Here is a 16,687-nt window from a genome sequence, read left to right as displayed (position 1 = left end):
ACATGAAGCGAAAAATGGGTGGAGGGATAGAAGGTTTAATGGCGAAAGAGCTTCGACGTGCGGCCAAAACGCTGGCCGAACGCAGTACGCAGGCGCCGTCTCTGGAAGGCGGCAGCCCCATCGATGACAGGCAGACACCCCACTTCCGCTCACTGAATCTCGTAACGAGGAGTGCCCATCGCGAGTTATTGATAGCCTTGCAAAACCGCATAGCCGACAAGGAGTTGACGGTTGCAATGTCGACCTATCTGCGCTGCCTGTGGGAAAAGGACGGTGTTACCCAGCGTGAACTGGCAAAGGCGGCCCAGCTCGTCGAGGGTACCACCACCGACACGCTGAAGAAGATGGAGAATAGCGGACTTATCGTTCGGGTCCGAAACAAACAGGACATTCGCAAGATCAATATCTACCTCACTGTCCCGGCCAGGCGCCTCTACGAACAGGTCAGGGACATCCACATGGAGATCGACGCGATTGCCCTTCGCGGACTGTCAGACGAGGATATCTCCACATTCAAGAAGGTCATCGACAAAATGACCGAGAATCTAGCCGCGGACAACATGTCCGCGCGCGACCCGGGTGGTGAGCTGGAATCCTGATATCTGGCCGGTTTGGGGTCTGCGGTAATGCGCGGACTCGACCCTTGAGATGATGAAACTGATTAGGCTTGACTAATCAATTAGTGTATACTAATCTCTTTTCATGACCGAAGCCGCTGCCATCAACGCTGTCATGCGCGCACTCGCCGATCCAACGCGGCGCGCTGTGTTCGAGCGGGTCGTCAAGTCCGACGAGATTACCGTGGTCGAACTGACGCGGGGGAGTGGGGTGACACAAGGCGCCGTCTCCCAGCATCTCAAATCCTTGAAGCAGGCCGGTCTGGTCGCAGAGCGACCCGAGGGCCGGAACGTCTATTATCGCGCCCAGCCGGAGGGCCTCGCGCCGCTGGCCGACTGGATGAGCCACTACGGCGTCTTCTGGCGCGAGCGCTTTGCAGATCTCCGAGAATTGCTGAAGGAAATCGATCCATGAACGACGCTGCATTGAAATCCGGCACGCAAGAGATTGTGGTCGACGAGGTCTTTCCGCATGCTCCGCAGACCATCTGGAAAGCGCTGACAACCGGCGATCTGATCGCCCGCTGGATGATGGAGCCGACGGGGTTCGAGCCCGTGGAGGGCAGGCACTTCACGTTTCAGACGACGCCGGCAGGCAGGTGGGATGGTGTCATTCGCTGCCAGGTGCTGGAGGTGGTGCCGAACGAGCGCCTCGCCTACGCCTGGAAAGGCGGAGATGACGGAAACGTCGGATATGGTTCGCGGTTGGACACGGTCGTCACATTTATCCTGTCCAGGGTCGACAACGGAACCCGCCTTCGCCTTGTCCACTCCGGCTTCGTCACGCCGAAGAATGACACGGCTTTCAACAATATGAGCCAAGGCTGGCCGAAGTGCTTCCAAAGGCTGGATGTCATGGCTGCAGAACAGGTTTCTTCGAAAAAGCTGCACTGACGCATATCGAAGACCTGACCGCATTGGAGATTGGCGAGGGGATCGAACTGGAAAGAGGCATCTCGACAAGAGGAGGTTGACCATGCCGCATCAAGTCGTTTCGCGAGACCAGTGGCTGAAGGCCCGGGTAGCACTGCTCAAGGAGGAAAAGGAGCTGACGCGGCACAGTGACACGCTGGCGCAGCAGCGGCAGGAACTGCCTTGGGTTCGGATCGACAAGCAATACAGCTTCGAGACCGATGAAGGGAATGCCACGCTGGCAGACCTCTTCAAAGGACGCTCGCAGCTTCTCATGTACCACTTCATGTTCGGACCGGACTACAAGGCGGGGTGCCCTTCCTGTTCCGCGATTGCGGATGGATTTAATGGTGTCTTCGTCCACCTGGAAAACCACGACGTCGCGTTTTGGGCGGTGTCGCGGGCGCCGCTCGCAAAGCTGCAGGTCTATAAGCGGCGGATGGGCTGGACGTTTCCCTGGGCATCCTCGTTCAGCAGCGACTTCAACGCCGATTTCAATGTCTGGTTCACCGAGGAGCAGCAGAGCGAAGGCGGTATCGAATACAACTATGAGCGCGAGGCGCCGTTGCCTGTCGCCGTGATACCCTCGCGTACGACGCCGGACGGCGCCACTATCTTCGCGACCATGTCCGGAACCGACACTGCCACATACACACGAGAGAGACCGGGCCTAAGCGCGTTCGTGCTCGAGGACGGCCGCGTCTACCACACCTATTCCGCCTATGCGCGCGGGCTGGATGGCCTATGGGGCACGTACCAGTGGCTCGACCGCGCACCCAAAGGGCGCAACGAACAGGGCGTCTGGTGGCGGCGCCACGACGAGTACGAAAAGGGCTGAGCGAAGTTTTCTCGGCCCGCAACCACTTCACAGCAGGAGAAAAGACGTGAGCAAGCCTTACACCGGCGGATGCGCCTGCGGCGCGATCCGATATGAGATTTCTGCCGAACCAATCATGATGAACGACTGCCAGTGTCGCCAGTGTCAGCATGACAGTGGCACCGGGCACCAATCCCACCTGACCTTCAACGGCGCGCCCGTGAAGGTGGAGGGCGAAGCGACCCATTGGAACATGGTGGGCGAGGGCGGAACCGTCAAAGCGCGCGCCTTCTGCCCCACCTGCGGTTCACCTGTCTACATAACCTTTCCAGACATGCCTGATCTTTTCATCGTCAGCGCTGCCAGCCTCGACGATCCAGGCCGATACAAACCGCAAATGGTTTTCTGGGCTGCCGGCGGTCATGCGTGGGACCACCTCGATCCAGCTCTGCCAAGATTCGACAGGATGCCTCCAAGGTGAATGCAGTCTGATCTGGCGGGCGTGGGTTCTGAGCACATTCCCGAATCATTTTTGTTGCGAATGTTCTTGTTTTGTTCTAGATGTCAACCCAGAAGGATGAGGGCATTCCAGGGAGGTATGCCATGCAGAAGCGATTTGATTTCATGGAGGAAAATATCCCGCTGCGAAGGCATCCGGATCGCGTATTCTTCACCGTCTTCCTGGGCGGGATGGCGAAGGCGCTAGTCGAGAAAATCGGAAATCATATCAAGAGCTTGTATGGTATCAGCGCGCAATTGCGTCCACTTGATCATCTGCACGTTTCGCTGCAACATGTCGGCGATTTTCCTCGGCTGAAGAGCAAGTATATCTGGGCTGCATGCCGGGCCGCAGAGGCCGTGTCGGGCAAGCCTTTCACAGTTTCTCTGGATCGAGCGATGTCCTTCACCGGCCGCCGCCCGGGTAAGTGTCCTTTTGTGCTCTGTGGCGACGGAAACGCTGCAACATTCGAGCTTCACCAGCGCCTTGCTGTTGCGATGCGAAAGAACGGCCTGAAGGCGGGGTTCGAGTTCACCCCGCATATGACGCTGTTCTATGCACCAATTTCCGTTCCGATGTGTCCGATCGAGCCCGTCAGTTTCGAGGTCAATGAGTTCTTCCTCATCCACAGCAAACTGGGCCAGACCAAATATGAAACACTCGGCAGATGGCCTTTGCGCGGGTAAAACGTCTTGGCGCAATAGGAGAGGCTGGAATTGACCGTCACCATCTACGGCATCAAGAACTGCGACACGATGAAGAAGGCCCGCACATGGCTGGAGAGCCACGGAGTCGAGTATCAGTTTCATGACTACAAGACCGAGGGGCTTGACCGCGCGCAGCTGGCGAGTTGGTGCAAGGGACTCGGCTGGGAGGTGCTGCTGAACCGCGCCGGCACCACGTTCCGGGCGCTTGCCGAGGGCGATAAGCAGGATCTCGACACCGAGAAAGCAATGGCGTTGATGCTGGCGCAGCCTTCCATGGTCAAGCGCCCTGTGCTCGATGTCAGCGGGAAATTGCTCGTCGGTTTCAAGCCGGAACGTTACGCGGAAATGTTCTCCACAAAATAGCCGGCCCGATGCCGGACAAGGCATTGCGCCGCGCACCTCGTGAGCGCGCGGCGCAATTCGGCTAAAATGCTCAGGCCCACTCGCCGGCGCGCATGACCGGTTCGGTGCTGCCGTCCTTGTTGACGCCGTCGATGTCGATCTTGCCGGAGCCGATCATCCAGTCGATGTGGATCAGGCTCGAATTGCCGCCGCGCGCGGCGACTTCCTGCGGCGACAGGTTGCTGTCGTTGAAGCAGGTGGAATAGCACTGGCCGAGCGCGATGTGGCTGGCGGCATTCTCGTCGAACAGCGTGTTGTAGAACAGGAGCCCGCTCTGCGAGATCGGCGAGGAATGTGGCACCAGCGCCACTTCACCGAGACGGCGCGCACCTTCGTCCGTATCGAGAACCTTGCCGAGCACGTCCGCGCCCTTTGAGGCGTTCGCGTCGACAATGCGGCCTTCCTCGAATCGCACTGAAATATTGTCGATCAGCGTGCCCTGATAGGAGAGCGGCTTGGTGCTGCTGACATGACCCTCGACGCGGCGGGCATGCGGCGTGGTGAAAACTTCCTCGGTCGGGATGTTCGGGTTGCAGGTGATGCCGTTCTTCGCGGTCTCGGCGCCGCCGTTCCATTTGTGGCCGTCGGCAAGGCCGATGGTGAGATCGGTGCCGGGGCCTGTGTAATGCAGAGCATGGAAAGCCTTGCCGTTCAGCCAGGCTGTGCGGCGGGCAAGGGCTGCATTGTGGTCCTTCCAGGCGCTTACCGGATCGTCCGAATTCACCCGCGAGGCGGAAAAGATCGCGTCGGCAAGCTTGGCGACGGCAACATCTTCCTGGTCGTTGGGAAAAACCAGTTTTGCCCAGGCGGTGTTCGGGTAGGCGACGATGTTCCAGTTGATGTCGAAGCCGGTGATCTTTTCCAGCGCCGGCCGGTAAGCCATAGAGGTGGCCTTGTTGGCGCGCGAAACCTTTGCCGGGTCCTGCGAGGCAAGCAGCATCGGGTTGTCGCCGCGCACCGCAAGCCGTGCAGCACCGCCGGCGAAAGCCTTGGCCATGCCGTCATAGAGCCAGCCATCGGCCTTGTCGAAACTGGCGTCAGGCGCGTGGCGGTAGCGGGCCAGCGTCAGCTCATCGTCCGAGAAGATCGGCGTCACGATGCCGGCGCCCGCCTTGTAGGCGTGCTCGACGATACGCCGCACGAAACCAAGCGCCGAAGTCGGAGCCGTCATCACGAGGTCCTGCCCGGGCTGCAGTTGCAGGCCGATCTTGATGGCCACTTCCGCCAGGCGGTCGAGTTTGACGGGATCGATGGCAGCGTCAATCGCGCTGATATGCGAGGTCATGGTAGAACTGCTCCTTTGAGTGTCTGGCGGGATTCATAGCTCCGAAAGCGGTGGCTGAACACCTCTGCCGGGGAGCTTCTGGACCTGCGGCGACTGCATATTTGCCAGCGTCGCGCTTACTTCTTCGTGCACCCATTTGCGAAAGCAATCGACCTTGCGGCTTGCCCGCTTATCTTCGCCGGTGACGATATAGTGGCCGAGCCCGCTCGGTGCCGCGATGCCGAAGGGCGCGACCAATCGGCCGTCGGCTAGCGCGTCTGCTGCAAGAAACTGCCACGCGAGCATGATGCCCTGGCCGGCGATCACCGCCTCCAGGCACAGGATCGGATCGGTGAAACTGGCTCCCTGGATGGGCATGACCGGTTCGACGCCGGCGGCATTGAACCAGTCTTGCCACGAGATCATGGAATTCTCGTCGCGGATCTCCCAGACCTTGGCAAGATCGGGAATGGCTTTCAGCTTGCGGGCGACGTGCGGCGAGCAGACCGGAAATATCTCCATCGGCAGCAGCAGTTCGGCCCGCGCGCCCGGCCAGCGGCCCCTGCCCAGCCGGATACCCAGATCGACATCCGAGCGGTTGAGGTCGGCGATCTGGGTCGAGGCATCGATGCGTATGAGGATTTCCGGAAATCGCGAGAAAAAGCGGCTGAGACGCGGTACCAGCCAGCGCGCGGCGATTGCCGGCGCCATCGAGACGATCAGCGTGTTCGACGTGCGATCGTCGGCCAGCGCCACGGCCTGCGCCAGTTCGCGAAAACCGCTGCTCAGGCGCGCCGTGAAAACCGCGCCAAACTCGGTCGGGACGAGGCCCGACGGCCTGCGCTCGAACAGCGTTCGGCCGAGCTGCTTTTCCGTGCGGTTTATCTGCTGGCTGACAGCACTTGGCGAAACGCCAAGCTCCTCGGCCGCCTTGATAAGCGAGCCGCATCGCGCGACGGCCTCGACCGCGCGCAGCCCGTTGAGATGGACGCCGCTGAGATTCATGATTTAGTTTTTCTAAAGCAGCGGCGTGGAAATGTCGATTGCTGACCCGCTGCATTAGCTTAAATTCAGGGTAGAAATGCAAGGTAAGGAAAATGGAGATGAAGTTTCTCTCATTCGTTCAGGCGCTTTTCGACCCTGCTTCCAGCCAGCCGGCCCATGACGACGTCGCCGTCTGGGTGCGCGATCCGCTGGCCCATCCGGCACTTGAAATAATGTCGGAGCGTGAACTCGGCGACCTGCCGTTCAATCGCGGATATCAGCCGCTTCGCAGCCGGAGCGTTGCCTGCGGCACGTGCGGCTAGAACAGCGTCCAGATTGCGTGGGTTAGCACGCCGAGCGCAGTCACGAGCAACGCCAGTGCGCTGAGCGTGAAGCCGATGAAGCGCTGCCACTGCTGACCGCGCTCGACAATAAAATGCCACGCATGGATCGCCCTACCGATCGTGAAGGCCGCTCCGAGCAGGTGAAGCACATAGACCGGCGTGCCGATAAGCGCCGCGATCAGTAGCAGGATCAACATTATCGGCATGTTTTCGACGGCGTTGGCATGCCCGCGCATGATCCGGGCGATATGTTCCACGCCGCCATCGCCGATCCAGACCTTGTAACGATTGCGAAGCGAGCTTGTCGCAAGGACCAGCCACAGAAGAATGAAGGCATTCAGCGCTGCGTAGATGCCGACTGTGGCGATAGCTGCCTGATTCACGAACTTCCCCCACCGCAAGATTGCGCAAAATCTGTAATGGCCGTGGCTCCAAAGGTAAACGCCTGCCACGTCGGCTCTGGCCCATCGGATTGGGATTGCGCCGCAGGCGCACGGGAATATGGTCCGGCGCAATGAGACCAGAGTCGCTACCTCCGCTTCGCTTCGCCTTCGGCGGCATGATTGCCATGGCCGTTGCCATGGGTTTTGGCCGTTTTGTCTACACGCCGATCTTGCCCGGCATGATGGATGAACTCGGCCTGTCGGCGGCCGATGCCGGGCTTATCGCCTCGGCTAACTATGTCGGTTATCTGATCGGCGCAGTCGGGGCCGCCGGCGGCTGGGCGCATGAGCGCGAGCGAAGCGTGATGCTGATCGGGCTTGGCGCAACCGCTGTCCTCGCAGCAAGCATGGGGCTGACCGATAGCCTGTTTGCGTTTCTGGCCATCCGATTTCTCGCAGGCATCGCCAGCGCTTTCGTCCTGGTGTTCGTCTCCACCATCGTCTTCAGCCATCTTGCCCTCGCAGGGCGCAACGATCTCCAGGCGCTGCATTTTGGCGGCGTCGGCACTGGCATCGCGGTTTCGTCGGCGATGATGGCCGTGCTTATCGGGGCGCATGCCGCCTGGCCTGATGGCTGGTTGGGCTCGGCCGTTCTGTCGGCTCTGGGCTTTCTGGCCGTCTGGTTTCTCATCGATGAGGGGCCATTGGTCACCGGCACGGCTCGCCGTGAGCCGAAATTGCCCAACAGCCTGCCGCTGGCGAAAATCATCGTCGCCTACGGCGTATTCGGCTTCGGCTATGTCGTGACGGCAACCTTCCTCGTCGCCATCGTCCGCCAAAGCGAGGCCGGGCGCATCTTCGAGGCGGTCGTCTGGCTGGTCACCGGCCTGGCGGCAATCCCTTCGATCTGGCTCTGGAACAAGGTCTCGGTGCGGCGCGGTCTCACCGTTGCCTTTGCCGTCGGCTGTGTCGTCGAGGCTGTCGGCGTCTTGGCCAGCGTCAGCATCGGCGGCTATTTCGGGCCTCTGCTCGCAGGGTTTCTGCTTGGCGGCACATTCATCGCAATCACGGCGATCGGGCTTCAGGCAGGCAGGTTGCTCGCGCCCGAGGCGCCGCGCCGCGTGCTCGCCCTTATGACTGCGGCCTTCGGCGTCGGCCAGATAATCGGGCCGATCTTTGCCGGTTTCGCGGCCGAATGGTCGGGCAGCTTCACCGTGCCTTCAATCGGTGCGGCACTTGCGCTGCTGCTTTGCGGCGCCATCGCATGGTCAGCTGGGCCAACGCCAAAATCGCCATGATTGTCGGCTTTCTCGGCAAGCGGCGCTGAAGAAAGGGCTTTCTTTTCTTTGGCGCCGAACTGTGACTTCATGCCCTTGAAGTGCAGCCCCACCATTTCGCGCTCCGAAAGGAACCCGCCCAAGTGTTCGTATCGTTTTTCCCGAAGCCGAAGCTGTTTTTCACTTCGGCGGCTATTTGGTGTTTGGCCGGAATTCTGTTCTGGTTCTTCGGCGGTGAGCAGCTTGGCGCTGTCTTCGGTTTGCCGCCGGCTGCTGCGGAGGCTCCGCCGGTTCTTGGCATTCCGGTTTTGTGGACCAAGCCATTCCTCTGGTTCTACATATATTTCGGCTTTCTCGTTGGAGCCTTTTACGCTTTCTGGCGCGTCTATTCTCCGCACCCTTGGCAAAATTGGTCGATCCTGGGGTCGTCGCTCATCCTGTTTTCGACCTATCTCAATGTCCAGATCTATGTCGCTCTCAACAACTGGCGCGGACCTTTCTACGATCTCTTTCAGAAAGCGATAACGACGCCCAATTCGGTTTCCACCGGCGAACTCTATTCGAAGTTTGCGATTTACGCCTGGATCGGGGCAACCGGGATGGGCCTGTTCGTGATCACGCGCTTCTTTGTCAGCCACTATATCTTCCGCTGGCGCACGGCGATGAACGACTACTACATGAGCTACTGGCAAAAGCTGCGGCACATCGAAGGTGCATCTCAGCGCGTGCAGGAAGATACGATGCGGTTCTCCACCACCATGGAGGGTCTGGGTGTTTCCCTGATTGATTCCGTGATGACGCTGATTGCGTTCCTCCCGCTGCTTGCACAGCTTTCGACCCATGTGAAAGTCTTGCCGCTTGTCGGCGAAATTCCCTATTCGCTGGTCGTGGCCGCGGTTACCTGGTCGATCTTTGGCACGGTGCTGCTGATGATTGCCGGCGTCAAACTGCCGGGGCTGGAATTCAAGAACCAGCGAGTGGAGGCCGCCTATCGAAAGGAACTTGTCTATGGCGAGGATGACGCTGCGCGGGCGCAGCCGCCGACGGTTGCAGAACTCTTTTCCCATGTCAGGCGCAACTATTTCACGCTCTATTTTCACTACGCCTATTTCAACGTAGTACGCTCTGGCTACATCCAGGCAGATGCCATCTTTGCCAGCGTGATCCTTATCCCCACCATCGCGGCCGGCGCGATCACAATGGGCCTATGGCAGCAGGTTTCAACGGCCTTCAGCCAGGTCAGCTCGTCATTTCAATATCTGGTCAATGCATGGCCGACGATCGTCGAGCTCATCTCCATCCAGAAACGTCTGCGCGCGTTCGAAGCCACACTTGAGGATGCGCCGCTGCCGGAACTCGACCGGCACTATCTGGAACAGCAGGCTCAGACTGTCGAATAAGCTTTCGGGGAAGGTGGCTGATTTCGGGCTCAGCCGCCGGGTGCGGATGTCTGCTGTGGGTCGGGCTTCTGCCCGACTTCGGCAAGATACTCCGCATAGCTGACGCATTTCACGTCGGCTTTCACGCAGACTTCGCCGGCAAAACGCTCCAGCGCGCGCCAATAGGCGCCGCCATTCATCAGGGTAAAGTGAAAACCCATTTCCAGCGGAATGCGGCCGCCTTTGTATTCGCCGTCGAACGCAGTCTTGAAGGCATCGTAGGCGCGGTTTTCGAAGGCGGCGTCCTTGTCCTCGCGCTCGAAGCCGCCGGAATGGCGCACGAACATATTGTAGTCCATGGCGATGACGCGACGCTTGTTCGGCCCCTCCGGGATCTGCGGCAGGGCGAAGCGGGCAATGCCGTTGATCGTGGCGGGTTCAGCCGGGCCGCGAGAGACGCTGCTGGCGTCGTATGAGAAATTGGCCTCGCCAAGGGCTGCGTAAAGGTTCTTGCTGGTCGAAAGATAGGGCGCGCGAAAGCCCTTGATTTCAGTTTCGGCAAACTGCCGCCAGCCTTCCGGCTCGCCCGTGATGTCGTTGATAGTGTAGGCGTCGCGCAGAATCGTCGAGAAGGCGGAAAATTCCTTCAGCCAGTCCGCCTTGGTCCAGTCCTTGCCGTCGAAATGGCCGCAGGCGTGGCTGGCAATGTCATGGCCTTCCGAGCGTGCCAGCCAGATCTGGCCGAGCCGGGCGCGCACTTCGTCCTTGGATTGCGCGAAGCCGACATTGGAGCGCCCGGCCGATTTGCCGGGAGCAAGGTATTGGCTGCGGTCCTCGCGAGTCAGCAAGAAAACGCAGGACAGGAAATAGGTGAAGCGCGCGCCGGTGCGGGCCGCAAGGTTGCGGCTGCGCTGCCACTGCGCCAGTTCGTGCGCGCCGTCGAAGGAGATGATGACATATTGCGGCTTCACCGAAGCTTGTGCATCCACAGGCTTTGCCGAGGCGGGCATTGCGAGGGAAAGGGAGACGCTGGCAAGCAAACAAACGCGGAAGGCTACAGACATGATACAATTCTAAAATGATGGGATCAGCTTGGAGGGCTATGCCGTGAATATGGCACGGATGCGAGCAAAGCGGTAGCCGAAGTCCCGACGCGACGGGTTTCGGCCTTCGTTACAAGCCGGTTTCTTTGATTTTTGGCTTCGCGCCCCTTCCATGCCGGCGAAATATCGCTAAAACGCTGGCTCACAACAGCCCCAAGCGGGCAAACATGGTTAGATTGAATGTCGGACGACAGTTTCTTCCGCGAGGTTAATGAGGAGATCCGCCAGCAGCGGGCAAGGGATCTGTGGGAGCGTTTTGGCCCCGCAATGATCGTGCTTGCGGTTCTGGTCGTTCTCGGCACCGCGCTTTTCGTGGCTTATGAGTATTGGACCGGAAATCAGGCAAACCGTTCCGGCGACGAATTCTCGCAGGCATTGACGCTCGCCAATTCCGGCAAGCCCGACGAGGCGCTGGCCGCGCTGAAGACGCTCGAGACGGAAGGTTATGGCGCCTATCCGGTGCTGGCGCGCATGCGCTCGGCCACCGTGCTTGCCGACAAGGGCGATTTCAACGGCGCCGTGAAGGCGTTCGACGCCGTTGCTGCCGACACTGCCATTCCTGCCCCCATCCGCGACATGGCCCGTCTGCGCGCCGGCCTGGTGCTGGTCGACCACGGCTCTTATGAAGACGTCTCCAAGCGCGTTGAAGACCTGACTGCCGACACCAACACGCTGCGTCACGCGGCGCGCGAGGCGCTCGGCCTTTCCGCCTGGAAGGAAGGCAAGGCCAGCGACGCCCTGAAGCTTTTCGAGCAGATTTCATCCGACGACGGCGCGCCGCGCAACGCACGCGAACGTGCCACCCTCATGTCCGAACTGATCCGCGGTTCGGGCGCTGCGTCGTGATGCCGAGAGATGACATTCAAAGTCGCAATTATCGGCCGGCCTAACGTCGGCAAGTCTACGCTTTTCAACCGCCTCGTCGGCAAGAAGCTGGCACTGGTCGATGATACGCCGGGCGTAACGCGCGACCGCCGCGTGCATGCGGCAAAACTCTACGATCTCCATTTCGATGTGATCGATACGGCTGGCTTCGAGACGGCCGCTCCCGCCACGCTTCAGGGCCGCATGCGGGCGCAGACCGAGATCGCCATCAGCGAAGCCGATCTCATCTTCTTCGTCGTCGATTCGAAATCCGGCCTGATGCCGGACGACAAGGCATTCGCCGATATCGTGCGGCGCGCAGGCAAGCCGGTGGTGCTGGTTGCCAACAAATCAGAAGCGCGAGGCTCTCAAGGCGGAATGCTGGAAGCCTGGGAAGTCGGGCTCGGCGAGCCTATCCCGATTTCGGCCGAGCATGGGCAGGGCCTGCCGGATCTTCGCGATGCGGTGGTCGACGCCCTCGGCCATGCCCGCGTGTTCGGCGAGGACGAAGAGGACGAAGACGAAATTGCCGTCACCGAAGTGCTGGTCGGCGAGGACATTGCCGACCCGGACGCCGAGCACGAATATGACGACACCAAGCCGATGCGCATTGCCGTCGTCGGCCGGCCGAATGCCGGCAAGTCGACGCTGATCAATGCGCTCATCGACGAAGAGCGGCTGCTGACCGGCCCGGAAGCCGGCATCACCCGCGATTCGATTTCGGTCGACTGGGAATGGCGCGGCCGTCTGATCCGGTTGTTCGACACGGCCGGCATGCGCCGCAAGGCCAAGGTGCAGGAAAAGCTCGAGAAGCTTTCCGTCGCCGACGGGCTTCGCGCCATCCGCTTTGCCGAGGTCGTCGTCGTCGTGTTCGATGCGACCATTCCTTTCGAGAAGCAGGATCTCCAGATCGCCGACCTGATCATCCGCGAGGGCAGGGCGCTGGTGATCGCCTTCAACAAATGGGACATGATCGAGAACCCGCAGGAAACGCTTGCCGAGCTGCGCGAAAAAACCACGCGGCTTCTGCCGCAGGTGCGCGGGCTTCAGGCGGTGCCGATCTCGGCTGAAACCGGCCGCGGCCTCGACAAGCTGATGGACGCGGTTCTCAAGACCCACAAGGTCTGGAACAGCCGCATTTCGACCGGCCGGCTCAATCGCTGGCTGGAGGGCATCCTCGCCCATCATCCGCCGCCCGCCGTTGCCGGCCGCCGTCTCAAGATCAAATACATCACGCAGGCGAAAACCCGGCCACCGGGGTTCGTATTGTCCTGCACGCGACCGGACTCGATGCCACAGTCCTATGTGCGCTATCTCGTCAACAGCCTGCGCGAATCCTTCGACATGCCGGGCGTGCCCATCCGCATGGCGCTCAGGGCTTCCGAAAATCCCTTTGCCGGGCGCGCGAAAAAGCGCGGCTGAAGATCGCCTGCCCGGATCGCAGGGTCAGGCAACGTTCTTCAGTTTGTTGCGGGCAAACGAACTCAATGTGTTTTCCGGCAAGGCATCCATGACGCCCTGGATCAGGATTTCGGCGAGCTTTCCCGTTACCGGGTCAGGGTCGGCATCCTTGTGATGCAGATTAAGCGCCATGTGCGGCAATGCGGGCAGCCCTGACACCCCCGGCGTCAATGCCACCACGCTTGCGGGCAGGCCGATGTCTGTTCGGATCGTCAGACCAAGTCCGGCAGCGACGGCGGCCCATATACCGCTTAGGCTGGGACTCGAAAAAGCCATTCGCCACGGTCTTCCGGCTCGATCGAGCGTCTCCGTCGCCTTGGTCCGCAACAGGCACGGCGCCTCGAGTGCCGCGAGCGGCAATTCTCTTTCGCTGAGCAGACTTTCTTGCATCGGCCGCGCCGGACCGATCCAGCGCATTGGAACGTCCGCGACATGCTCGCTATGTGGCAGCCTGTCTCCGTTGTGCCAGGCCAAGGCAAGATCGAGACTGCCGGTGGTCACCCGCTCGGCGAGTTCGTGGCTGCGGGCGATTCTTGCTTCGATTTTCACCTTGGGGTGCGCGCGGGCAAAGCGTCCGAGTACATCCGGTAGAACGGCTTCGCCGAAATCTTCCTGCAGCCCGAGCCGAACCCATCCTTCAAGCTCGACGCCGCTGATCGCGGACGCAGCCTCGTCGTTCAGCTCCAGCAGGCGCCGCGCGTAGCCAAGCATGGTTTCGCCGGCGTCCGTCAGCGCCAGTCCGCGCCCTGACTTGCGGAAGATGGGCGTGCCCGCCTGCTCCTCCAGCTTCTTGAGCTGAGCGCTTACGGCCGACGTCGAGCGCCCCAGCCGATCCGAGGCCTTGGCAAAGCTTCCAAGCTCCATGCCCGTCACGAAGCTGCGCAGCACGTCGAGATCAAATGTAATTTGTCTCACGGTATTAGTCCTGATTTTTGGTACCGATAGTCAAAAACTTCCTGATTTTAAGGATGAAGCTATGGCGATAAAAGCTGACCGTCAAGTCGTGAACCAAAGGAATCTTAGCCATGGTATCGGTCTCCAGCGTCACGCCGCATCGTGTCGAGACAGGGCAGTTGCGCTCAAATCATCGCTGGAAGGTGCTGGGTATCGGCGTGGTCGCCAATGCCTGCTTCTCCGCCACCTTTTCCGGCATTCCGACAACGGCGGTGTTCATGCGCGTCGGCTATCATCTCGACAACAGCAAGCTTGGTTTCGTGCTTGGTCTCATGGGTCTTGGCGTGGCCGTGAGCGAACTGCCGTGGGGTCTGCTGACCGACCGCTGGGGTGACCGCGGCGTCCTGCTGACGGGTCTCGCCGCTATGTCGGCCTGGCTCTTTCTGATGGCATTTGCAGTCGTTCCGTCGGCGGATTTCGTACCGGGTATTGTCCCGCTGGCTGTCGGACTTCTTGTGACGGGTTTGCTTGGCGGCAGCGTCAACGGATCGAGCGGGCGCGCCATCATGGCCTGGTTTCAGGAAGGGGAGCGCGGCTTTGCCATGAGCGTCAGGCAGACGGCGATACCGCTCGGAGGCGGGCTCGGCGCGCTCCTCCTTCCGTCACTCGCCTCGGCTTACGGTTTTGCGGCGGTCTATGGGTTGCTCGCCGCGTTTTCCGCAATGACCGTGCTCTTCGCATGGCTATGGCTGCACCAACCTCAGGCAGCTGAGAACAGGCCCCCCGCCGACTGCGAAAAGCCCGCCTCTGCGAAGCCGGCCGTCCTGCATGACGTCACCATATGGCGAATTTCGATTGCGATCGGCATCCTCTGCTTTCCGCAGGTAGCCATACTCACCTTTGCCGTCATTTTTCTGCATGATTTCGGTGGTGCCGGCACTGCTGTCTCCAGTGCCACGATTGCCGCGGTCCAGGTTGGCGCTATGGTCATGCGGGTATGGAGCGGACATTGGACCGACCGCAAAGGCAATCGGCGCGCTTACCTGCGGTTCTGCAGCATGCTGAGCACAGTTGCCTTTGTTGGGCTTGCCCTGCTCGTGGCGGCATCAGCCGAAATACCTGATATCAAGGATGCCGCCTTGCCGGCGACGATCGCAGTTCTTGTTCTCGCCGGGATCAGCATTTCATCGTGGCATGGCGTCGCCTATACCGAACTTGCAACGCTGGCAGGTGCCAGCCGCGCCGGCACGGCCTTGGGGCTCGCCAACAGTTTTGTGTTCATTGCCTTTTTTCTGGTGCCTATCGCCATTCCATGGCTTTTGGCCTTCTTGTCGTGGGCCGGTGTATGGCTGTGCGCGGCAGTGTGCGCTCTGGTCGCATGGCCGATTTTCCTGCCGCCCGCCGCTGGCCGCAATGAGGCCTGATTCAGCAACGATAGGGCAAAGCGGAGCGGGGCCGTTAACCCTCCATCAAGGTTAATGCATCATTTTCTCTCCAGAGGGTTTCTGTTGCGTTCTGGAGAGTTTCTGTGCATCGACGTCTACCGACGCTGCAGATGGTTGTTGCCAATCTGAAAAAGCGTTCGTTCCTGCCTCCCCTTGTTGTCGGATTGGGTATCTGGGTCGGATTTCCGACCACGGTGGCTTATCAGGACATGCGCAGTCTGGTGTCCGGTGTCGAAACGTCGGACACACGCTGGAACGCCTTCGTCCAGACGTCAGTGGCGGGTTCCGTGCATGCGGCCGAAATGCCCTTCGCGGACGCAAACATGCCCACAGGTTCGATCTCCGGTTCGGGCGTCAACGCTCCCGGCATCGGCTCCGTGGCCTTCAAAGGCAAGGGTGCTGCCGCCAACGACGTGCCGGACGAAGAACGCATCAATCGCAGCGAGAAGAAAGGGCGCATCGTCAATGTCACGCCGGTCGCCCCGCCCAAGGCGTTCAATGCCGGCTCGGTGCTGGATCGCACCAGTTCCCTTATTCTCCCTGAATTCGATGCCGGCCTGAAGCAGGCCTTCGTGAAGTCGACGATCAAGGGCAAGGAAATCCAGATCGCGACTGCCTTCTACGTCAAGGAAGACAAGAAGCGGGCGCCGGGCGTTCCCGCGATGCTCGCCGATCTCGTCAACAACGACACGCCGGACATTCTGGCCACGGCCTATGCCCCAGCCGAGCCCGACTACGCCAAATCCTCGCCTTTCGAGAGCCTGCTCAAGGATGAGACGCCGAATGACGGTCGCTTCATTCCGCCGGTATCCGAGGGCGACCACAATTGGATGAGCAAGCCCCTGCCGGCGAGCGTATTCTCCAAGCCCGAGCAGAAGTGCCTGGCCACGGCCATCTATTTCGAGGCGCGCGGCGAAAGCCTGAAAGGGCAGGCGGCTGTCGCCCAGGTCATCCTGAACCGCGTCCGCAATCCTGCCTATCCCAGCACCATCTGCGGCGTCGTCTACCAGAACGACAACTGGCTCAACCGTTGCCAGTTCTCCTTTGCCTGCGACGGCAGGAAGAAGGTCGTGACCAGCCGCGAGCACTACAAGATCGCCGAAGATATCGCCATGGCGGTCACCGCCGGCAAGATCTTCATTCCCGAGGTTGCCTCCTCCACGCACTATTACGCCGAATATGTTAGCCCGCGCTGGGCACGGACGATGGAGAAGATGAAGAAAATCGGTCTGCATATTTTCTATCGCACCTATGGCGGTGGCTGGAGCTGATTGTCGCAAGCCAGCCTCCTGTCGGCGGTGGGAGCCGCATAGCCCGCGGGGAGGATTCCCTGCG

The 16,687-nt window shown here is 60.5% G+C and carries 19 protein-coding genes; 14 read left to right on the top strand and 5 right to left on the bottom strand.

Annotated elements, in window-relative coordinates; genetic code table 11:
- Positions 1 to 38 precede the first annotated feature (38 nt).
- The 7 genes from DZG07_RS18590 to DZG07_RS18560 all read left to right on the top strand — a co-directional run bounded on the left by DZG07_RS18590 (position 39) and on the right by DZG07_RS18560 (position 3,915).
- The gene (locus DZG07_RS18590) at positions 39 to 599 is read left to right on the top strand and encodes a MarR family transcriptional regulator (RefSeq protein ID WP_162931651.1); all 561 of its coding nucleotides are present in this window, start codon (positions 39 to 41) and stop codon (positions 597 to 599) included.
- A gap of 103 nt (positions 600 to 702) precedes the next feature.
- Positions 703 to 1,032, top strand: coding sequence for a metalloregulator ArsR/SmtB family transcription factor (locus DZG07_RS18585; protein WP_091918662.1), 330 nt, complete (start codon positions 703 to 705; stop codon positions 1,030 to 1,032).
- A complete protein-coding gene (locus tag DZG07_RS18580; protein ID WP_119819464.1) occupies positions 1,029 to 1,511 on the top strand; it encodes an SRPBCC domain-containing protein in 483 nt (160 codons plus the stop codon). Before DZG07_RS18585 ends, DZG07_RS18580 begins: the two co-directional genes overlap by 4 nt.
- Positions 1,512 to 1,593: 82 nt before the next feature.
- A complete protein-coding gene (locus DZG07_RS18575; RefSeq protein WP_162931650.1) occupies positions 1,594 to 2,367 on the top strand; it encodes a thioredoxin family protein in 774 nt (257 codons plus the stop codon).
- A 46-nt stretch (positions 2,368 to 2,413) separates the two neighbouring features.
- Positions 2,414 to 2,827, top strand: coding sequence for a GFA family protein (locus tag DZG07_RS18570; protein ID WP_119819458.1), 414 nt, complete (start codon positions 2,414 to 2,416; stop codon positions 2,825 to 2,827).
- 122 nt (positions 2,828 to 2,949) lie between these two features.
- Complete coding sequence (locus tag DZG07_RS18565; RefSeq protein ID WP_162931649.1) at positions 2,950 to 3,531, top strand: 2'-5' RNA ligase family protein; 582 nt, start codon at positions 2,950 to 2,952, stop codon at positions 3,529 to 3,531.
- 30 nt (positions 3,532 to 3,561) lie between these two features.
- On the top strand, positions 3,562 to 3,915 hold the full coding sequence (locus tag DZG07_RS18560) for an ArsC family reductase (protein WP_119819454.1): 354 nt from the start codon (positions 3,562 to 3,564) through the stop codon (positions 3,913 to 3,915).
- Between the two features lie 70 nt (positions 3,916 to 3,985).
- Here DZG07_RS18560 and DZG07_RS18555 read toward each other — a convergent pair whose 3' ends face one another.
- Entirely contained in the window at positions 3,986 to 5,239 is a 1,254-nt protein-coding gene (locus DZG07_RS18555; protein WP_119819451.1) for an aminopeptidase, read from the bottom strand.
- A 33-nt stretch (positions 5,240 to 5,272) separates the two neighbouring features.
- Entirely contained in the window at positions 5,273 to 6,226 is a 954-nt protein-coding gene (locus DZG07_RS18550; protein ID WP_119819448.1) for a LysR substrate-binding domain-containing protein, read from the bottom strand.
- A 95-nt stretch (positions 6,227 to 6,321) separates the two neighbouring features.
- Here DZG07_RS18550 and DZG07_RS18545 point away from each other — a divergent pair, with 95 nt between their 5' ends.
- On the top strand, positions 6,322 to 6,525 hold the full coding sequence (locus DZG07_RS18545; RefSeq protein WP_119920282.1) for a hypothetical protein: 204 nt from the start codon (positions 6,322 to 6,324) through the stop codon (positions 6,523 to 6,525).
- Here DZG07_RS18545 and DZG07_RS18540 read toward each other — a convergent pair.
- Positions 6,522 to 6,929: an MAPEG family protein gene (locus tag DZG07_RS18540; protein ID WP_091918653.1), complete on the bottom strand. Its 408-nt coding sequence runs from the start codon at positions 6,927 to 6,929 to the stop codon at positions 6,522 to 6,524. The two genes, DZG07_RS18545 and DZG07_RS18540, sit on opposite strands and share 4 nt — an antisense overlap.
- Positions 6,930 to 7,060: 131 nt before the next feature.
- On the opposite strand from DZG07_RS18540, the gene DZG07_RS18535 reads away from it, so the two are divergent.
- Positions 7,061 to 8,227, top strand: coding sequence for a YbfB/YjiJ family MFS transporter (locus DZG07_RS18535; RefSeq protein WP_245429514.1), 1,167 nt, complete (start codon positions 7,061 to 7,063; stop codon positions 8,225 to 8,227).
- A gap of 122 nt (positions 8,228 to 8,349) precedes the next feature.
- Complete coding sequence (gene sbmA / locus DZG07_RS18530) at positions 8,350 to 9,606, top strand: peptide antibiotic transporter SbmA (RefSeq protein ID WP_091918652.1); 1,257 nt, start codon at positions 8,350 to 8,352, stop codon at positions 9,604 to 9,606.
- Positions 9,607 to 9,635: 29 nt separating this feature from the next.
- Here sbmA and DZG07_RS18525 read toward each other — a convergent pair whose 3' ends face one another.
- A complete protein-coding gene (locus DZG07_RS18525) occupies positions 9,636 to 10,595 on the bottom strand; it encodes a polysaccharide deacetylase (RefSeq protein WP_245429653.1) in 960 nt (319 codons plus the stop codon).
- 273 nt (positions 10,596 to 10,868) lie between these two features.
- Between DZG07_RS18525 and DZG07_RS18520 the strand changes: the two genes are divergently transcribed.
- Together DZG07_RS18520 and der are read left to right on the top strand one after the other, a co-directional pair.
- Positions 10,869 to 11,534, top strand: a complete 666-nt coding sequence (locus DZG07_RS18520) for a tetratricopeptide repeat protein (protein WP_119819436.1) — start codon at positions 10,869 to 10,871, stop codon at positions 11,532 to 11,534.
- Between the two features lie 9 nt (positions 11,535 to 11,543).
- The gene (gene der / locus DZG07_RS18515) at positions 11,544 to 12,974 is read left to right on the top strand and encodes a ribosome biogenesis GTPase Der (protein WP_119819433.1); all 1,431 of its coding nucleotides are present in this window, start codon (positions 11,544 to 11,546) and stop codon (positions 12,972 to 12,974) included.
- 24 nt (positions 12,975 to 12,998) lie between these two features.
- Here der and DZG07_RS18510 read toward each other — a convergent pair whose 3' ends face one another.
- Positions 12,999 to 13,928 (bottom strand): LysR substrate-binding domain-containing protein, encoded by a 930-nt coding sequence (locus DZG07_RS18510; RefSeq protein WP_119819430.1) that lies wholly within the window; start codon positions 13,926 to 13,928, stop codon positions 12,999 to 13,001.
- Positions 13,929 to 14,038: 110 nt separating this feature from the next.
- On the opposite strand from DZG07_RS18510, the gene DZG07_RS18505 reads away from it, so the two are divergent.
- A complete protein-coding gene (locus tag DZG07_RS18505) occupies positions 14,039 to 15,331 on the top strand; it encodes an MFS transporter (protein WP_091918647.1) in 1,293 nt (430 codons plus the stop codon).
- A 131-nt stretch (positions 15,332 to 15,462) separates the two neighbouring features.
- Positions 15,463 to 16,623 (top strand): cell wall hydrolase, encoded by a 1,161-nt coding sequence (locus tag DZG07_RS18500; protein ID WP_119819427.1) that lies wholly within the window; start codon positions 15,463 to 15,465, stop codon positions 16,621 to 16,623.
- The last annotated feature ends 64 nt before the right edge of the window (positions 16,624 to 16,687 follow it).

The sequence above is a fragment of the Mesorhizobium sp. DCY119 genome (assembly GCF_003590645.1).
GTDB lineage: Bacteria > Pseudomonadota > Alphaproteobacteria > Rhizobiales > Rhizobiaceae > Mesorhizobium_M.
This window is presented reverse-complemented; position numbering and strand designations above follow the sequence as displayed.

Bases quoted from the DNA above. Each gene is read 5' to 3' on its own strand.
- DZG07_RS18590 (WP_162931651.1), top strand. From the start codon at position 39: ATGGCGAAAGAGCTTCGACGTGCGGCCAAAACGCTGGCCGAACGCAGT.
- DZG07_RS18585 (WP_091918662.1), top strand. From the start codon at position 703: ATGACCGAAGCCGCTGCCATCAACGCTGTCATGCGCGCACTCGCCGAT.
- DZG07_RS18580 (WP_119819464.1), top strand. From the start codon at position 1,029: ATGAACGACGCTGCATTGAAATCCGGCACGCAAGAGATTGTGGTCGAC.
- DZG07_RS18575 (WP_162931650.1), top strand. From the start codon at position 1,594: ATGCCGCATCAAGTCGTTTCGCGAGACCAGTGGCTGAAGGCCCGGGTA.
- DZG07_RS18565 (WP_162931649.1), top strand. From the start codon at position 2,950: ATGCAGAAGCGATTTGATTTCATGGAGGAAAATATCCCGCTGCGAAGG.
- DZG07_RS18555 (WP_119819451.1), bottom strand. From the start codon at position 5,239: ATGACCTCGCATATCAGCGCGATTGACGCTGCCATCGATCCCGTCAAA.
- DZG07_RS18545 (WP_119920282.1), top strand. From the start codon at position 6,322: ATGAAGTTTCTCTCATTCGTTCAGGCGCTTTTCGACCCTGCTTCCAGC.
- DZG07_RS18535 (WP_245429514.1), top strand. From the start codon at position 7,061: ATGAGACCAGAGTCGCTACCTCCGCTTCGCTTCGCCTTCGGCGGCATG.
- DZG07_RS18525 (WP_245429653.1), bottom strand. From the start codon at position 10,595: ATGCCCGCCTCGGCAAAGCCTGTGGATGCACAAGCTTCGGTGAAGCCG.
- DZG07_RS18520 (WP_119819436.1), top strand. From the start codon at position 10,869: ATGTCGGACGACAGTTTCTTCCGCGAGGTTAATGAGGAGATCCGCCAG.
- der (WP_119819433.1), top strand. From the start codon at position 11,544: ATGACATTCAAAGTCGCAATTATCGGCCGGCCTAACGTCGGCAAGTCT.
- DZG07_RS18505 (WP_091918647.1), top strand. From the start codon at position 14,039: ATGGTATCGGTCTCCAGCGTCACGCCGCATCGTGTCGAGACAGGGCAG.
- DZG07_RS18500 (WP_119819427.1), top strand. From the start codon at position 15,463: ATGGTTGTTGCCAATCTGAAAAAGCGTTCGTTCCTGCCTCCCCTTGTT.